The organism is Xanthomonas sp. LMC-A-07 (genome assembly GCF_030208825.1).
Lineage (GTDB): Bacteria > Pseudomonadota > Gammaproteobacteria > Xanthomonadales > Xanthomonadaceae > Xanthomonas > Xanthomonas campestris.
In genome coordinates, this window is the sequence record NZ_JARVTF010000007.1 from 13,716 (window position 1) to 29,911 (window position 16,196).

A 16,196-nucleotide genomic window follows, 5' to 3' on the forward strand; every position below is an offset into this window, starting at 1 on the left:
CCAGCAATGCATGCTCCAACGATTCCCGATTCCCGATTCCCGAATCCCGAATCCCGAATCCCGAATCTCAGCGCGTCGCGTTTCCGCTCGCCGCTTTCCCGAGCAGCCCATCGCTGGACTCCGCAGCCGTCGACGGGTTCCACCCCAGCGGCGGCTGCAAGCCACTGCTGGTCGACGACTCGCGCACCGCCAGCCGAACTGGAATCGTGCGGCTCTGTGCAACGTCTCCACGAATCAGTGCCACCAGGCTTTCGACCAACAGGGCGCCGGCCTGCTTGGTGTCCTGTTGCACGGTCGATAGCGCTGGCGCCACCGAGGCAGCCAGGGCGATATCGTCGAAGCCACTGACGGCCACGTCCTGCGGCACGCGCAGCCCGCGTTCGCGCAGTGCCCGCATCGCGCCGATCGCAATCAAATCGCTGGCCGCGCACACCGCGTCGAATGCCTGCCCGCTGTCGAGTAGCGCCAGGCACGCGGTGTAACCGGACAGCTCGGTGGTGATCGCATCGAACTGCAGCGCGGCATCCGCCGCCACACCCTGTAACGCCAACGCTGCGACATGTCCGCGATAACGTTCCTCGAACTCGGGGTAATGGTTGGAGGCGTGGCCGAGAAATGCGATCCGCCGGCAGCCCTGCGCGAGCAGGTGCTCGGTGATGTCCAGCCCGCCCTGATAGTTATCGCTGCCGATCGAAATGCCCGGCTGGCCCGGCAGCGCCGCGCCCCAGCGTACGAAGTGGGTGCCTTGTTCGACCAGCAGCTGCAGCCGCTGGCGTGATTCCTGATAATCGCCGTAGCCGAGCAGGATGATGCCGTCGGCCTTGTTGCTGTCTTCGTAATCGGCCTGCCAATCCTTGGACAGCTGCTGGAACGACACCAGCAAGTCGTAGCCCTGCAGCGCGCAGGCACGGGTGATCGAGCCCAGCATCGAGTGGAAGAACGGGTTGATCAACGAGTCATCGGCGGTGGGATCTTCGAAGAACAGTAACGCCAGTGTGCCGGCGTTGCGCAGCCGCAGCGAGGAGGCGTTCTTGTCGACCTTGTAGTTCAGCTCGCGGGCAATCCGCAGGATCCGCTGACGGGTGTCCTCGTTCACCATCGGGCTGCCGCGCAGGGCGCGCGAAACGGTCGGTTGCGAGACGCCGGCCAGGTAGGCGATATCCAGCGAGGTGGCTTTACCCTTGATGGTCATGATCGGCAACGGCAGGACAAGTGGCCGGCATCATGCCATGCGCCCGCCGGGCCCGTGCTGCCACGCGCATCGGCCCGCTGATTGGTTTACCATTCGCCCTAGACACCCTTGCGAGAAGGTGGCCCGCGCCCCGCGCCGGCCGAGCGTGCGACATGAGCACTAGCCCTGCCCACCGCTGATCCCGACCGGCGCCAGACCGCAAGGCGCCCACGCGGCGCTTTTTTTGCGCCTGACTTCTTCGCCTGACCCTTTCGAGCCTGTCCCCGCGTGGACGGATCTCTCACTGCAGCAGCCACCGGCTGCGGCCAGACCAGACCCTATCGTTGCCCATGATCACTATTACGCTTCCCGACGGCAGCCGCCGCGAATTCGATGCTCCCGTGTCCGTCATGCAGGTCGCCCAGTCGATCGGCGCCGGCCTGGCCAAGGCCACCATCGCCGGCCAGGTGGATGGCCAGCTGGTCGACGCCAGCGATCTCATCGAACATGACGCCAGCCTGCGCATCATCACCGCCAAGGACGCCGAAGGCGTGGAGATCATCCGCCACTCCTGCGCCCACTTGGTCGGCCATGCGGTTAAGCAGCTGTACCCGGACGTCAAGATGGTGATCGGCCCGGTGATTGCCGAAGGCTTCTATTACGACATCTACAGCGAGCGCCCGTTCACTCCGGAAGACATGGCGGCGATCGAGCAACGCATGCAGCAACTGATCGCGCAGGACTACGACGTGATCAAGAAGGTCACCCCGCGCGCCGAGGTGATTGAGGTGTTCGCCCAGCGCGGTGAGGAGTACAAGCTGCGCCTGATCGAGGACATGTCCGACGACATCACCGCGATGGGCCTGTACTACCACCAGGAATACGTGGACATGTGCCGCGGCCCGCACGTGCCCAACACGCGCTTCCTCAAGGCGTTCAAGCTGACCCGCATCTCCGGCGCCTACTGGCGTGGCGATGCCAAGAACGAGCAGCTGCAGCGCATCTACGGCACCGCCTGGGCCGACAAGAAGCAGCTCGACGCCTACATCCTGCGTATGGAAGAAGCCGACAAGCGCGACCACCGCAAGATCGGCAAGGCGCAGGACCTGTTCCACCTGCAGGAAGAGGCCCCCGGCCTGGTGTTCTGGCACCCGAAGGGCTGGTCGCTATGGCAGGTGGTCGAGCAATACATGCGCAAGGTCTACCGCGACAGCGGCTATGGCGAGGTGCGTTGCCCGCAGATCCTGGACGTGTCGCTGTGGCAGAAATCCGGCCACTGGGACAACTACCAGGACGCGATGTTCTTCACTGAATCGGAGAAGCGCACCTACGCAGTCAAGCCGATGAACTGCCCCGGCCACGTGCAGGTGTTCAATCAGGGTCTGCACAGCTACCGCGACCTGCCGATCCGCTACGGCGAGTTCGGCGCCTGCCACCGCAACGAGCCGTCCGGCGCGCTGCACGGCATCTTGCGCGTGCGCGGCTTCACCCAGGACGACGGGCACGTGTTCTGCCTGGAATCGCAGATCGAAGCCGAAGTCACCGCCTTCCATCAGCAGGCGCTGGCGGTCTACACCGCTTTCGGTTTCGACGACATCCAGATCAAGATCGCGCTGCGCCCGGAAAAGCGCCTCGGCGACGATGCGACCTGGGACAAGGCCGAGGCCGCGCTGCGCAGCGCGCTGGGCGTGTGCGGCGTGGAGTGGCAGGAGCTACCGGGCGAGGGCGCCTTCTACGGCCCGAAGATCGAGTACCACCTCAAGGATGCGATCGGCCGTACCTGGCAGCTGGGCACGATGCAGGTCGACTTCATGATGCCCGGCCGCCTCGGCGCCGAGTACGTGGACGAGCACAGCCAGAAGAAGCATCCGGTCATGCTGCACCGGGCGATCGTCGGTTCGATGGAGCGTTTCATCGGCATTTTGATCGAGCACCACGCCGGCGCGTTCCCGGCCTGGCTGGCTCCGGTCCAGGTCGTTGTCGCCAACATCACCGACGCTCAGGCTGAATATGTGGACTCGGTTCGGAAAACCCTTGCAAATCAAGGCTTCCGTGTCAGCGCCGATTTGCGTAACGAGAAGATCGGTTATAAGATTCGCGAGCATACGCTGCAACGCGTGCCATATTTGCTCGTGGTTGGTGACCGCGAGAAGGAAAATGGCGCGGTCGCCGTGCGGACGCGTTCGGGAGAGGACCTCGGAACCATGACGGTTTCGGCCTTCATCGAACGCCTGCAGGCAGAGCAGGCAGCGTGAGCCAACCCCGGCCGGTCTGGATGATCCGGATGCGCCGGTTCGATTCCCCTGGGAGATTGCAATATCAGTACCCCTGACAACAAACAGAACCGCAAGAACCAAGAAATCCGTGTACCGCGCGTTCGCGTGATCGGTAGTGACGGTGAGATGGTCGGCGTGTTGTCGCGCGACGAAGCGCTCGCCAAGGCCGAGGAAGAAGGCCTGGATCTGGTCGAAATCCAGCCGCAGGCCGATCCGCCGGTCTGCAAGATCATGGATTTCGGCAAGTTCAAGTTCGAGCAGCAGAAAAAGGCCAACGAGGCCAAGAAGAAGACCAAGCAGGTCGAGATCAAGGAACTCAAGTTCCGTCCGGTCACGGACGAGGGCGACTACCAGATCAAGCTGCGCAACATGCGCCGTTTCCTGGAAGAGGGTGACAAGGTCAAGGTCAATATCCGTTTCCGTGGCCGCGAAATGAGCCACCAGGAACTGGGCCGCGAGATGGCGGCACGGATCGAAGCCGATCTTGGCGAAGACATCGTCATCGAGTCCCGCCCGCGCCTGGAAGGGCGGCAGATGGTCATGATGATCGCGCCCAAGAAGAAGATCTGATCCTGCGCCGCGGCGGGCCCGAGAGGGTCCGCCCGGGCGGCGACAGCGACGATTTGCAAGAATTCCCGGCAACGGGCATACTGCGCGGCCCGGTTTTGCCGGGGAGCTGTGCAAGCAGTACCAGGACCTGTCCTGATCGTGTTCGATCAAGGGCTTACAAGCAGGCAAGGGCAAGGATGGAAAGCGTGGCCACAAGGCTGCCGCCCGTGTCAGTGACAAAACACCATCAAGGACATAGCAATGCCCAAGATCAAGACCAACCGGGCGGCGGCCAAGCGTTTCCGCAAGACCGCCTCCGGCAAGTACAAGTGCGGCCACGCAAACCGTAGCCACATCCTCACGAAGAAAGCGACCAAGCGGAAGCGCAACCTGCGGCAGACGAATCACGTCCGTGCCGAGGACGCTGGCCGTCTTGACCGTATGCTTCCCTACCTCTGAGGACTGACCCATGGCACGAGTAAAGCGTGGCGTACAGGCGCGTCGCCGCCACAAGAAAATTCTGACCCTTGCAAAGGGTTACTACAACGCACGCCGCAAGGTGTTCCGCGTTGCCAAGCAGGCCGTCATCAAGGCACAGCAGTACGCCTACATCGGCCGCAAGCAGAAGAAGCGTAATTTCCGTTCGCTGTGGATCACCCGCATCAATGCGGCTGCCCGCATCAACGGCTTGAGCTACAGCCGTTTCATGAATGGCATGCTCAAGGCTGGTATTACCCTGGACCGTAAGGTGCTGGCTGATATCGCCGTGCACGACGCCGCCGGCTTTGCCGCGCTGGCCGAGAAAGCAAAGGGCGCGCTGGCAGCGTAAATGCAGGTCCCTCTGCAGGCCTCGCACCTGTGTGCGGACGCTTGAAGAGAGAGTCCACAGCAGCAACCCGCACCATGTGGGTTGTTGAAGAGGGCAGATCACCGCAAGTCATCGCATCTCCGTGTGCAGGGCTTCGGTGAGGGAAACGCAGATATGCAGGGGGAAGGGCGCGAGTCCTTCCCCTTTTGCGTTTCAGGGAGCGGCCACCGCAGCAACGCGCGGTGCGGCTCCCAGGTGTGCAAGGCGGCCCGGTGCAGTCCGGGAGTTCGTTCGGCTGAGCAGGTGAGGCACGAGTGCAATGAGTGAGATTCAATCCCTGACCGCGCAGGCGTTGGCCGATGTTGCTGCCGCGCAGACGCCGGACCAGCTGGAAACGCTGCGCGTCGCGCTGCTGGGCAAGAACGGCAGCATCACCGCCCAGCTCAAGCAGCTCGGTACGTTGCCGGCCGACCAGCGCAAGGCGGCTGGTGAGGCGATCAACCTGGCGCGCGATGCGCTGACCACGGCGCTGGCCGAGCGCAAACAGGTGCTCGAAACCGCAGCGCTGGATGCCCGTCTGGAAGGGGAGCGCATCGATGTGACGCTGCCCGGTCGACGCGGTGAGCGCGGCGGTCTGCATCCGGTGACGCGGACCCTGGAGCGCATCGTCGAGATCTTTGCGCGGCTGGGTTACGAGTTGTCCGACGGCCCGGAGATCGAGGACGACTGGCACAACTTCGAAGCGTTGAACTTCCCGCCGCATCATCCGGCGCGTGCCATGCACGACACGTTCTACTTCGGCGAAGGCCGCCTGCTGCGCACGCATACCTCCGGTGTGCAGGTGCGTTACATGGATGCCGCCGTGGCCAGCAAGAGTGGCCCGCCGCTGCGCATGATTGCGGCCGGCAAGGTGTATCGCTCCGATTCGGATCAGACCCACTCGCCGATGTTCCATCAGGTCGAAGGCCTGCTGGTGGACGAGCATTCCAACTTCGCCGATCTCAAGGGCACCTTGTCCGAGTTCGTGCGTGCGTTCTTCGAGCGCGATTTCGAAATGCGTTTCCGGCCCAGCTATTTCCCGTTCGTTGAGCCTGGTGCGGAAGTGGATATCGCCTGGCAGCAGCCCGATGGCAGCACCCGGTGGCTGGAAGTGCTTGGCTGCGGCATGGTGCACCCGAACGTGTTGCGCAGCGTCGGCATCGATCCGGAGCGCTACACCGGCTTCGCCTTCGGCCTGGGCGTCGAGCGCTTTGCGATGCTGCGCTATGGCGTCAACGACCTGCGTGCCTTCTTCGAAAACGACGTGCGGTTTCTCAGGCAGTTTGCCTGACGGCGGAGATTGGGGATTCGGGATTGGGGATTCGCGACAGCGTCCTCATCCCGCCCCCCGGCAACTGTTTTTTCGAATCTCAAATCCCGATTCCCGACTCCCGGCTACTAATGAAATTCTCAGAAAATTGGCTACGCAGCCACGTTCCGATCCAGGCGAGCCGCGAGGAGCTTGCCGCGACGCTGACGGCCATTGGCCTGGAAGTCGAAGCGGTCACGCCGCTGGGTGATGCGCTGGGCCAGGTGGTGGTGGCGCGGATCATCGCGGCGGTGCGCCATCCGGAGGCCGATCGCCTGCAGGTGTGCAGCGTCGACGCGGGGCAGGGCGAGTTGCTGCAGATCGTCTGCGGTGCGCCCAATGCGCGCGCTGGCCTGGTCGCGCCACTGGCCCTGGTCGGTGCGCAGATCGGCGAGCTGACCATCAAGGCGGCCAAGCTGCGCGGCGTGGCGTCCAATGGCATGTTGTGCTCGGCCAAGGAGCTTGGCCTGGACAGCGATGCCTCGGGCCTGTTCGAACTTCCTGACGATGCGCCGGTGGGCCAGGCCCTGGCCGAGTATCTCGGTTTGCCCGATGCCAGCATTGAAATCAAGCTCACCCCCAACCGCGCCGACTGCTTCAGCGTGCGCGGTATCGCCTTCGACGTGGCGGCTGCCTGCGCTAGCGAAGTCGTCGCCTTTGATGCGGCTGCCGTGGCGCCGGTATCCACGCGCACGCTCGCGGTCGAGCTCAATGCCGGCAGCGAGGCGCCGCGCTATTGCGGGCGGGTGATCGAGGGCATCGATCCTGCGGCGACCACACCGGTGTGGATGGCCGAGCGCCTGCGCCGCAGCGGCGTGCGCCCGGTGTCGCTGCTGGTGGATATCACCCAGTATGTGATGCTGGAGCTCGGCCAGCCGATGCATGCCTTCGACCTGGACACCCTGCATGGGCCGGTTGGCGTGCGGCGCTCGCGTGCTGGCGAGCAACTGGCATTGCTCGATGGCCGTGAGGTCACGCTGGACGACAGCTTCCTCACCATCACCGACGCAGATCGCCCGGTGGCACTGGCCGGCTTGATGGGCGGGCTGGATACGCGCGTCACCGACGCCACGCGCAATGTGTTTCTGGAGTCGGCATATTTCGAACCTGCCGCGATCATGGGCCGCGGCCGCAAACTCGGCCTGCACACCGATGCCGGCCATCGTTTCGAGCGTGGCGTGGATCCGGCGCTGGCACCGCAGGCGATCGAAGTCGCGACGCGCTTGGTGCTGGAGCTGGCCGGCGGCGTGCCCGGGCCGGTGGTGGACGCCGCGCTGCCGCAGCATCTGCCGCAACCGGCGTCGATTCTGTTGCGGCGTGCGCGCATCGCGCGCGTGCTCGGTATCCAGATCGACGATGCGGACGTGGTGCGGATCCTGACCGCGTTGGGCATGCACGTCGAGGCGGTTGCAGACGGCTGGCAAGTGACGGCGCCGAGCCGCCGCTTCGACATCGCGATCGAAGAGGACCTGATCGAAGAGCTGGCGCGCATCCATGGCTACGACCGTGTGCCGACCACCTTGCCCGGTGGCGCCAGCCGCATCGCCATGCCCAGCGAAACGCAGCTGGACGAGCTCAGCGTGCGCCGCCAGCTGGTGGCGCGCGAGTTGCAGGAAACCATCAACTACGCCTTCGTCGATGCCGCATTGCTGGAGCGCTGGCAACTGACCGATGGCGTGGTGCCGCTGGTCAATCCGCTGAGCGCCGAGCTTGCGGTGATGCGCCCACGGTTGTTGCCTGGCCTGGTGGCCACACTGGGGCGTAATGTTGCGCGGCAGGTTGGGCGGGTGCGCTTGTTCGAACTGGGCAAGGTGTTCTCCGCTGCAGGTCCTGGCGATGCGCCGGTCGAGTCGCAGCAGGTGGCTGCGGCTGTCTGCGGCGATGCACTGGCGCTGCAATGGGGTGAGCCTGCGCGCAAGGTCGATTTCCACGATCTGAAGGGCGATTTGCTGGCCCTGGCTGCAGCCAGCGCCGCGGCGCTGGAATTCCAGCCGTCCACGCAGCCATTCGGTCACCCGGGCCGGTCCGCCGACATCTATCGCGATGGGGTATGCATTGGCTGGATCGGCCAGGTGCACCCGCGCCTGGCCAAGTCCCTGGACATCGACGTGGACGTCATCGCGTTCGAGCTGCAGCTTGCGCCGCTGGTGAAGCGGGCGCTGCCACGTGCTGGCGAGCTGTCGCGTTACCCCTCGGTGCGTCGCGACCTGGCCTTCCTGGTGCCCGATGCGGTGAGCTGGGCGGCGCTGTCTGCAAGCGTGCGCACCAGCGTCGGCCCGTTGCTGCGCGAGGTGCAGTTGTTCGACCGGTATGTGGGTCAAGGGGTCGAGCCAGGTTTCAAGAGTCTGGCTATGGGCTTGATTTTGCAGGATAACTCGCGCACTCTCACCGACCGGGACGTGGATGCGGTCGTCGCCGATGTGGTGGCCGTGATCGAGCGCGAACATCGCGCCCGGATCCGGGGTTGAGGCGGTAACAGGGGATTGGCATGGCATTGACGAAAGCGGAGATGGCCGAGCGTCTGTTCGACGAAGTCGGCCTGAACAAGCGTGAGGCGAAGGAATTCGTCGACGCGTTTTTCGATGTGCTGCGCGATGCACTGGAGCAGGGCCGTCAGGTGAAGTTGTCGGGCTTCGGCAACTTCGATCTGCGGCGCAAGAACCAACGGCCCGGTCGCAATCCCAAGACCGGTGAGGAAATTCCGATCTCGGCCAGGACGGTGGTGACCTTCCGTCCCGGCCAGAAACTCAAGGAACGGGTGGAGGCTTATGCTGGATCCGGGCAGTAATCGCGAGCTACCGCCGATTCCGGCCAAGCGCTACTTCACCATCGGTGAGGTAAGCGAGCTATGCGACGTCAAGCCGCACGTGCTGCGCTATTGGGAAACCGAATTTCCGAGCCTGGAGCCAGTCAAGCGGCGCGGCAACCGGCGCTACTACCAGCGGCACGATGTGCTGATGGTGCGGCAAATTCGCGGCCTGCTGTACGAGCAGGGCTACACCATCGGTGGCGCGCGTCTGCGTCTTGAAGGGGATGGCGCCAAGAGCGAGTCAGCGCTGAGCAATCAGATCATCAAGCAGGTGCGCATGGAGCTTGAAGAAGTCCTGCAGCTGCTGCGACGCTAGGAAAGCGCCGCATAAAGCCGCTATAATCGCAGGCCGCCTCAGGGCGGGACGCAACATCTTCGGGGTATAGCGCAGCCTGGTAGCGCACTAGTCTGGGGGACTAGTGGTCGTCGGTTCGAATCCGGCTACCCCGACCAAACAACAGGCCCATGTCGCAAGACGTGGGCCTTTTTGTTGCGTCGCAACATGTCAGTTCGATGGCATTCCAGGCTATGCCACTATGCGCAACGGCATATTGCAAGGCAGCATATGCAAGTCCTGTGCGCAATTATTTTGCGGTTCAGGCTGCTACAGGTCGAGATCGGTAGGCGGCCGTAAGTGCCCGGAAACGCTAGAGTTCGTATGCTGGGAATGACGACCCGGGTCACGTTCTCTTAACGTCGAGGCGACGAACTTGAATCAATAGGCCAACGCCGTCAAAAAAATGGCGTGTTGTGCCTTGCGATGTGTTCGTTCTATGCCATAGTGCACTGCAACACGCGATTCAACGTTGGTCCCGTCACGTGTCGGGATGCAACTTCCTGTCGTACGTTCGTGCTGGCGCCTGAGCCGGTTGAATGCTGCGCGAGGTCCTGTCCCACCCAACAGAGGCAGCCAGCTACACGCATGAAGAAACTGATCGGACGACTCTGCCAAGGCCTCAGCCTGGCTCTGCTCTGCTCGATGTCGCTGGGCGCTTGCAGCACCGGCCCGGAGATGGCGTCTTCGCTGCCGCATCCGGACCCGCTGGCAATGTCCACGGTGCAGCCCGAATACCGTCTTGCACCGGGCGATCTGTTGCTGGTGAAGGTGTTTCAGATCGACGATCTGGAGCGGCAGGTCCGCATCGACCAGAACGGTCACATCTCATTGCCGTTGATTGGCGACGTCAAGGCCGCCGGTCTGGGGGTCGGTGAACTGGAAAAGCTGGTCGCTGATCGGTATCGCGCAGGCTACCTGCAGCAGCCGCAGATTTCGGTATTCGTACAGGAGTCCAACGGGCGCCGCGTCACGGTCACTGGTGCAGTGGACGAGCCGGGCATCTACCCGGTGATCGGCGCCAACCTCACCTTGCAGCAGGCGATCGCGCAGGCCAAGGGTGTCAGCACGGTGGCAAGCCGCGGCAACGTGATCGTGTTCCGCATGGTCAACGGGCAAAAAATGATTGCGCGGTTCGACCTGACCGAGATCGAGAAGGGGGCCAATCCGGATCCTGAGATTTATGGCGGCGACATTGTCGTGGTGTATCGCTCGGATGCGCGCGTGTGGTTGCGCACCATGCTGGAACTGACCCCCTTGGTGATGGTGTGGCGCGCTTACCGATGAGTATGAATTCCGACAATCGTTCCTCTTCGTCGCAGCGTCATGGTCATCTGGAACTGGCAGATGTCGGCTTGATGGACTACTGGCGCGCCCTGGTCTCGCAGCTCTGGCTGATCATTCTGATCGCCGTCGGCGCGCTGCTGCTGGCATTCGGCATCACGATGTTGATGCCCGAGAAGTACCGCGCCACCAGCACGCTGCAGATCGAGCGTGACTCGCTCAATGTGGTGAACGTCGACAACCTGATGCCGGTGGAATCGCCGCAGGATCGCGATTTCTACCAGACCCAGTACCAGTTGCTGCAGAGCCGTTCGCTGGCGCGTGCGGTGATCCGGGAAGCCAAGCTCGATCAGGAGCCGGCGTTCAAGGAACAGGTGGACGAGGCGCTGGCCAAGGCCGCTGAAAAGAATCCCGAGGCGGGCAAGTCGCTCGATTCGCGGCAGGCGATCGTCGAGCGCAGCCTCACCGATACGTTGCTCGCCGGGCTGGTAGTCGAGCCGATCCTCAACTCGCGCCTGGTGTACGTCAATTACGATTCGCCGGACCCGGTACTGGCCGCCAAGATCGCCAATACGTACCCGAAGGTGTTCATCGTCAGCACCCAGGAACGCCGCATGAAGGCGTCCTCGTTTGCGACACAGTTTCTGGCCGAGCGCCTGAAGCAGTTGCGCGAGAAGGTCGAAGACTCTGAAAAGGATCTGGTCTCGTATTCGACCGAAGAGCAGATCGTGTCGGTTGGCGACGACAAGCCCTCGCTGCCTGCGCAGAACCTGACCGATCTCAATGCGTTGCTGGCATCCGCACAGGACTCCCGGATCAAGGCCGAGTCCGCTTGGCGGCAGGCTTCCAGTGGCGATGGCATGTCATTGCCGCAGGTGTTGAGCAGTCCACTGATTCAGAGCCTGCGCAGCGAGCAGGTGCGTCTGACCAGCGAGTACCAGCAGAAACTGTCGACCTTCAAGCCGGATTACCCGGAGATGCAGCGCCTCAAGGCACAGATCGAAGAGTCGCGTCGTCAGATCAATGGCGAGGTCATCAATATCCGCCAGTCGTTGAAGGCGACCTACGACGCCTCCGTGCATCAGGAGCAGCTGCTCAACGACCGCATCGCCGGTCTGCGGACCAACGAGCTGGATCTGCAGAGCCGCAGCATCCGCTACAACATGCTCAAGCGCGACGTCGACACCAACCGCCAGCTCTACGATGCGCTCCTGCAGCGCTACAAGGAAATCGGCGTGGCGAGCAACGTGGGCGCCAACAACGTGACCATCGTCGATACCGCAGACGTGCCTACGTCTAAGACTTCGCCGAAACTCAAATTGAACCTCGCGTTGGGCCTGATCTTTGGCGTATTCCTGGGCGTGGCTGTGGCTCTGGTTCGCTACTTCCTGCGTGGTCCTGCTCCGGAGTCGCGGTTGAACTGACATCGTGATGTTGCAAAACGATGGTTAATTGAAGTGACAACTGATTCAGCGTGGAAAAGGTGGGATCCCGTAAGGTGCGGGCTCCCTCGTTTGAAGGTTTGTCTCTGTTGAAACAAAGGGCTGTCGTGCGATCTGGGGTCGGTAGGTATTACCGCGGTGATCGGACGACAGGATGATTGAAAGCTCGCGTGCGATTCGTATGTTCCCCCGCATGCGCCGTATCGAGTTTGGAGGACATCCCCATGCTTTTGGCAGACTTGAGTAGCGCGACTTACACGACATCCTCGCCGCGATTGTTGTCCAAATATTCGGCAGCCGCCGACCTGGTTCTGCGCGTGTTCGACCTGACCATGGTCGTTGCGTCCGGACTGATCGCATACCGCATCGTTTTCGGTACCTGGGTACCCGCAGCGCCTTATCGGGTCGCGATCGCAACAACTTTGTTGTACTCGGTCATCTGCTTTGCGTTATTCCCGCTGTATCGCAGCTGGCGCGGCCGTGGGTTGCTGAGTGAGCTGATGGTGCTGGGTGGCGCATTCGGCGGTGTGTTTGCGCTGTTCGCGGTGCATGCCCTGATCGTGCAGGTGGGCGAGCAGGTGTCGCGTGGCTGGATTGGCCTGTGGTTCGTCGGCGGCCTGGTGTCGCTGGTGGCCGCACGCACCTTGCTGCGTGGCTTCCTCAATCATCTGCGTACGCAGGGTGTGGATGTCCAGCGCGTGGTGGTGGTCGGTCTGCGTCATCCAGTGATGAAGATCAGTCATTACCTGAGCCGTAACCCGTGGGTCGGCATGAACTTGGTGGGCTACTTCCGCACGCCGTACGATCTGGCAGTGACCGAGCAGCGCCAGGGCCTGCCGTGCCTGGGTGATCCTGATGAGCTGATCGAGTACCTGAAGAACAACCAGGTGGAGCAGGTGTGGATCTCGTTGCCGCTCGGCGAGCGCGACCACATCAAGCAGCTGCTGCAGCGTCTGGATCGCTACCCGATTAACGTGAAGCTGGTGCCCGACCTGTTCGACTTCGGCCTGTTGAACCAGTCCGCCGAGCAGATCGGCAGTGTGCCGGTGATCAACCTGCGTCAGGGTGGCGTGGATCGTGATAACTACTTCGTGGTCGCCAAGGCGCTGCAGGACAAGATCCTGGCGGTGATTGCGCTGATGGGCCTGTGGCCGCTGATGCTGGCCATTGCGGTAGGCGTGAAGATGAGCTCGCCCGGCCCGGTGTTCTTCCGCCAGCGCCGCCACGGCCTCGGTGGCCGCGAGTTCTACATGTTCAAGTTCCGCTCGATGCGGGTGCATGACGATCATGGCACCACGATCCAGCAGGCGACCAAGAACGACACGCGGATCACGCGCTTCGGCAGCTTCCTGCGCCGCAGTAGCCTGGACGAGCTGCCGCAGATCTTCAATGTCTTGGGTGGCAGCATGTCGATCGTGGGCCCGCGCCCGCACGCCGCGCAGCACAACACGCACTATGAAAAGCTGATCAACCATTACATGCAGCGTCACTACGTCAAGCCGGGGATCACCGGTTGGGCGCAGGTCAATGGTTTCCGCGGCGAGACCCCGGAGCTGCGGACGATGAAGAAGCGTATCCAGTACGACCTTGACTACATCCGTCGCTGGTCGCTGTGGCTGGATATCCGCATCATCGTGCTGACGGCCGTGCGCGTGCTCGGACAGAAGACCGCGTACTGATGACGGTGGGGAGTGTGCGACCTGGCGCACCTTGCGCCGCGGGCGGCTGCATCGCAGCCGCCTTTCTCTCGCGGGCGCTGACATGCTGATTCAAATGAGCGAGCAGACGCGGGTGCGTTGGCACAACGCGCTGATCGAGCTGACCCTGCTGACCGGCGTGGGCTACAACCTGCTGCTGGCGTTGATCAACGCCAATGTGTTCATCGTGCGTCCCGTGGTGACGTATGCGGTGGAGTTTCTGGTCTACGCCGCCTGCTTCCTGCTCGGACTGGGCTCGATGAGCCGCCAGCGCATTGCGATGATCGTCGGTGGGCTGGGGTTGATCGTCACGCTCATGTTCGTCCGGTTCCTGGTCAACTGGCAGATTGACCCGAAATTTTTCCGCGACGCGTTGGTGGTGTTCGCGTTCGTCGTGCTGGGGTCGGCGTACACCGGCTCGCTGCCGAAGCTGTTCTTGCGCATGACGATCATCGTGTCGTTGGTCGCCGCGTTCGAATTGGCGATGCCTACCGTCTACGGCGACCTGGTGAACCCAAAGAGCTTCTTCGTCAACGCACGCGGGATGAGCGCCGAAGGTTTCTGGAACCAGGACAGCAACCTGTTCGTCAGCGCCACCCGGCCGGGCGAGCGTAACTTCCTGCCGGGCTCGAATTTGCCGCGTGCGTCGTCGTGGTTCATCGAGCCAGTGACGATGGGCAACTACATCTGCTTCTTCACTGCGATTGTGCTGACGTTCTGGCGCTGGATGCGACCGGCGGTCTTGATGTTGTCCATCGGGCTGATCGGCTTCATGATCGTGGCGTCCGACGGCCGACTGGCAGCGGGCACGTGTGTCTTGATGGTGCTGCTGTCGCCCTTGTTGAAACGGCTGGACCAACGATTGGCGTTCCTGCTGTTCTTGCTGGTGATCGCGTCCGCCTGGTTGTTGGTCTGGATAACGGGGATCACGGCCTACCAGGACACCACGATGGGGCGCATTTTCTTCACCGTGAACTCGATGAACAATCTGTCGTTCGAGTCGTGGATGGGCCTGGATTTCGCGCAGGCGTACCGGTATTTCGACAGCGGTATTTCTTACTTCATTGCTTCGCAGTCGATTGTCGGCGTGCTGGCGTTCCTGCTGTCTTACTCCTTCCTGTTGTTGATGCCCAGCAAGGAAGGGCAGTTGTTCAAGAACCTGGCGATGTTTGCGTTCGCGCTGAGCTTGCTGGTGTCAAACGGCTACTTCTCCATCAAGACGTCGGCCTTGTGGTGGTTTGTGTGCGGCTGCATGTGGCACATGGTGCCGGCTGGTGCCTCGATGCTGCGTACACGGGTGACGCAGCCGTCTACTCCGGATGATCCTGAACTGGCATTGCCTGTGGGGAGCGTGCGATGAGCGTGGCGGCATCGGCAGTGACGTCGTCGGAGACGTCGACGGGACCAGCAGAAGACGTGGCAGTGCGACGGATCCGCGACCCGCGCATCGATGCCACCAAAGCAATTGCGATCCTGCTGGTGGTGCTATGCCATGCCAAAGGCGTGCCTTATTGGCTCACCGTGTTTGCTTACAGCTTCCACGTGCCGTTGTTCTTCATGGTGTCTGGGTGGCTGGCGTCCGGTTTCGCATCGCAGAAAAATAGCCTGACGCAGACCGTTGCTAAACAGGCACGCAGTTTGCTGCCGCCCTACCTGGTGTTTTATCTGTTGGGGTATGTGTATTGGCTGCTGACACGCAACATTGGCGAGAAAGCTGCACGCTGGGGTAACCATCCCTGGTGGGAGCCAATCACCGCCATGTTCACCGGTGTTGGGCCAGATCTGTATGTGTTGCCGCCGTTATGGTTTCTGCTAGTCATGCTGGTGACGGTGCTTGCCTACACGTTGCTCAGGCGTGTGATGTCGCCGCCGGTCATCGTGCTGATCTCGCTGGTGGTGGCGTGGGCGTGGATGGCCTGGTTCCCATCGCAACGCAGCCGCCTGTTCTTCGGTCTGGACGTGCTGCCGGTATCGCTGTTTTTCTATGCAATCGGTGCACTTTTGGTGCATCTGTCGGCACGCCTGCCGAAATCCATCGTAGGCAGTGCACTCGCGATGTTGGTGCTGGCGTTTTCGGTTGCATGGATTGCGCAGACCAACGGGCGGATCGATATCAACATGCTCGAATTTGGCCGCAACCATGCGCTGTTTCTCGCCGGTGCGTTGTTGGGCTCGCTGATGGTGATCTGCGCCGCGCCGCTGGTGCAGCATTGGGCGTGGATCCAATGGGTGGGGCGTAACACGCTGCTGATCTTATGTCTGCATATGCTGGTGTTCTTCGTGCTCTCGGGTGTGGCTTCGGTGGCGGGTGGATTCCCCGGTGGGCGCCCAGGCGCTGGTTGGGCGATCTTCGTGACCATCATTGCATTGCTGGTGTGTGTCCCGGCGCGTTGGGTGCTGATACGCGTCGCGCCATGGGCGCTTGGCTTGCCTGCACAGCCGCGCGCCAAAGTGGCATCGCCGTCCTATTCCTGACTC

14 protein-coding genes and 1 tRNA gene are annotated in these 16,196 nt (G+C 62.4%); 14 read left to right on the plus strand and 1 reads right to left on the minus strand.

Going from position 1 to position 16,196, the window contains the following annotated elements:
• Positions 1 to 67: 67 nt before the first annotated feature.
• Entirely contained in the window at positions 68 to 1,192 is a 1,125-nt protein-coding gene (locus tag QRM89_RS07050) for a LacI family DNA-binding transcriptional regulator (protein ID WP_285447647.1), read from the minus strand.
• Between the two features lie 329 nt (positions 1,193 to 1,521).
• On the opposite strand from QRM89_RS07050, the gene thrS reads away from it, so the two are divergent.
• From thrS to QRM89_RS07120, 14 genes are all read left to right on the plus strand, one after another.
• Complete coding sequence (thrS, locus tag QRM89_RS07055) at positions 1,522 to 3,426, plus strand: threonine--tRNA ligase (protein WP_016944299.1); 1,905 nt, start codon at positions 1,522 to 1,524, stop codon at positions 3,424 to 3,426.
• A gap of 63 nt (positions 3,427 to 3,489) precedes the next feature.
• Complete coding sequence (gene infC, locus QRM89_RS07060) at positions 3,490 to 4,017, plus strand: translation initiation factor IF-3 (RefSeq protein WP_074052463.1); 528 nt, start codon at positions 3,490 to 3,492, stop codon at positions 4,015 to 4,017.
• Positions 4,018 to 4,257: 240 nt separating this feature from the next.
• Positions 4,258 to 4,455 (plus strand): 50S ribosomal protein L35, encoded by a 198-nt coding sequence (gene rpmI / locus QRM89_RS07065; protein ID WP_002811096.1) that lies wholly within the window; start codon positions 4,258 to 4,260, stop codon positions 4,453 to 4,455.
• Positions 4,456 to 4,465: 10 nt separating this feature from the next.
• Positions 4,466 to 4,825: a 50S ribosomal protein L20 gene (rplT, locus tag QRM89_RS07070; protein ID WP_011037598.1), complete on the plus strand. Its 360-nt coding sequence runs from the start codon at positions 4,466 to 4,468 to the stop codon at positions 4,823 to 4,825.
• A 298-nt stretch (positions 4,826 to 5,123) separates the two neighbouring features.
• The gene (gene pheS / locus QRM89_RS07075) at positions 5,124 to 6,134 is read left to right on the plus strand and encodes a phenylalanine--tRNA ligase subunit alpha (protein ID WP_285447648.1); all 1,011 of its coding nucleotides are present in this window, start codon (positions 5,124 to 5,126) and stop codon (positions 6,132 to 6,134) included.
• A 110-nt stretch (positions 6,135 to 6,244) separates the two neighbouring features.
• Complete coding sequence (gene pheT, locus QRM89_RS07080) at positions 6,245 to 8,620, plus strand: phenylalanine--tRNA ligase subunit beta (RefSeq protein ID WP_285447649.1); 2,376 nt, start codon at positions 6,245 to 6,247, stop codon at positions 8,618 to 8,620.
• Between the two features lie 20 nt (positions 8,621 to 8,640).
• Positions 8,641 to 8,940 (plus strand): integration host factor subunit alpha, encoded by a 300-nt coding sequence (locus tag QRM89_RS07085; protein WP_002811076.1) that lies wholly within the window; start codon positions 8,641 to 8,643, stop codon positions 8,938 to 8,940.
• Positions 8,921 to 9,277 carry a MerR family transcriptional regulator gene (locus tag QRM89_RS07090; protein ID WP_005995911.1) on the plus strand — a complete coding sequence of 119 codons (357 nt, stop codon included), beginning with the start codon at positions 8,921 to 8,923 and terminating at the stop codon, positions 9,275 to 9,277. The genes QRM89_RS07085 and QRM89_RS07090 overlap by 20 nt, the downstream gene beginning before the upstream one ends.
• A gap of 60 nt (positions 9,278 to 9,337) precedes the next feature.
• Positions 9,338 to 9,414, plus strand: a tRNA-Pro gene (locus QRM89_RS07095).
• Positions 9,415 to 9,883: 469 nt separating this feature from the next.
• Positions 9,884 to 10,582 (plus strand): polysaccharide biosynthesis/export family protein, encoded by a 699-nt coding sequence (locus tag QRM89_RS07100; RefSeq protein ID WP_029216900.1) that lies wholly within the window; start codon positions 9,884 to 9,886, stop codon positions 10,580 to 10,582.
• Positions 10,564 to 12,003, plus strand: a complete 1,440-nt coding sequence (locus QRM89_RS07105; RefSeq protein ID WP_029628930.1) for a GumC family protein — start codon at positions 10,564 to 10,566, stop codon at positions 12,001 to 12,003. The genes QRM89_RS07100 and QRM89_RS07105 overlap by 19 nt, the downstream gene beginning before the upstream one ends.
• 242 nt (positions 12,004 to 12,245) lie before the next feature.
• Positions 12,246 to 13,700: an undecaprenyl-phosphate glucose phosphotransferase gene (locus QRM89_RS07110; RefSeq protein WP_040941103.1), complete on the plus strand. Its 1,455-nt coding sequence runs from the start codon at positions 12,246 to 12,248 to the stop codon at positions 13,698 to 13,700.
• 94 nt (positions 13,701 to 13,794) lie between these two features.
• Positions 13,795 to 15,078 carry a polysaccharide biosynthesis protein GumE gene (locus QRM89_RS07115; RefSeq protein WP_285447650.1) on the plus strand — a complete coding sequence of 428 codons (1,284 nt, stop codon included), beginning with the start codon at positions 13,795 to 13,797 and terminating at the stop codon, positions 15,076 to 15,078.
• Positions 15,075 to 16,193, plus strand: coding sequence for an acyltransferase family protein (locus QRM89_RS07120; protein ID WP_285447651.1), 1,119 nt, complete (start codon positions 15,075 to 15,077; stop codon positions 16,191 to 16,193). Before QRM89_RS07115 ends, QRM89_RS07120 begins: the two co-directional genes overlap by 4 nt.
• Positions 16,194 to 16,196: the final 3 nt, after the last annotated feature.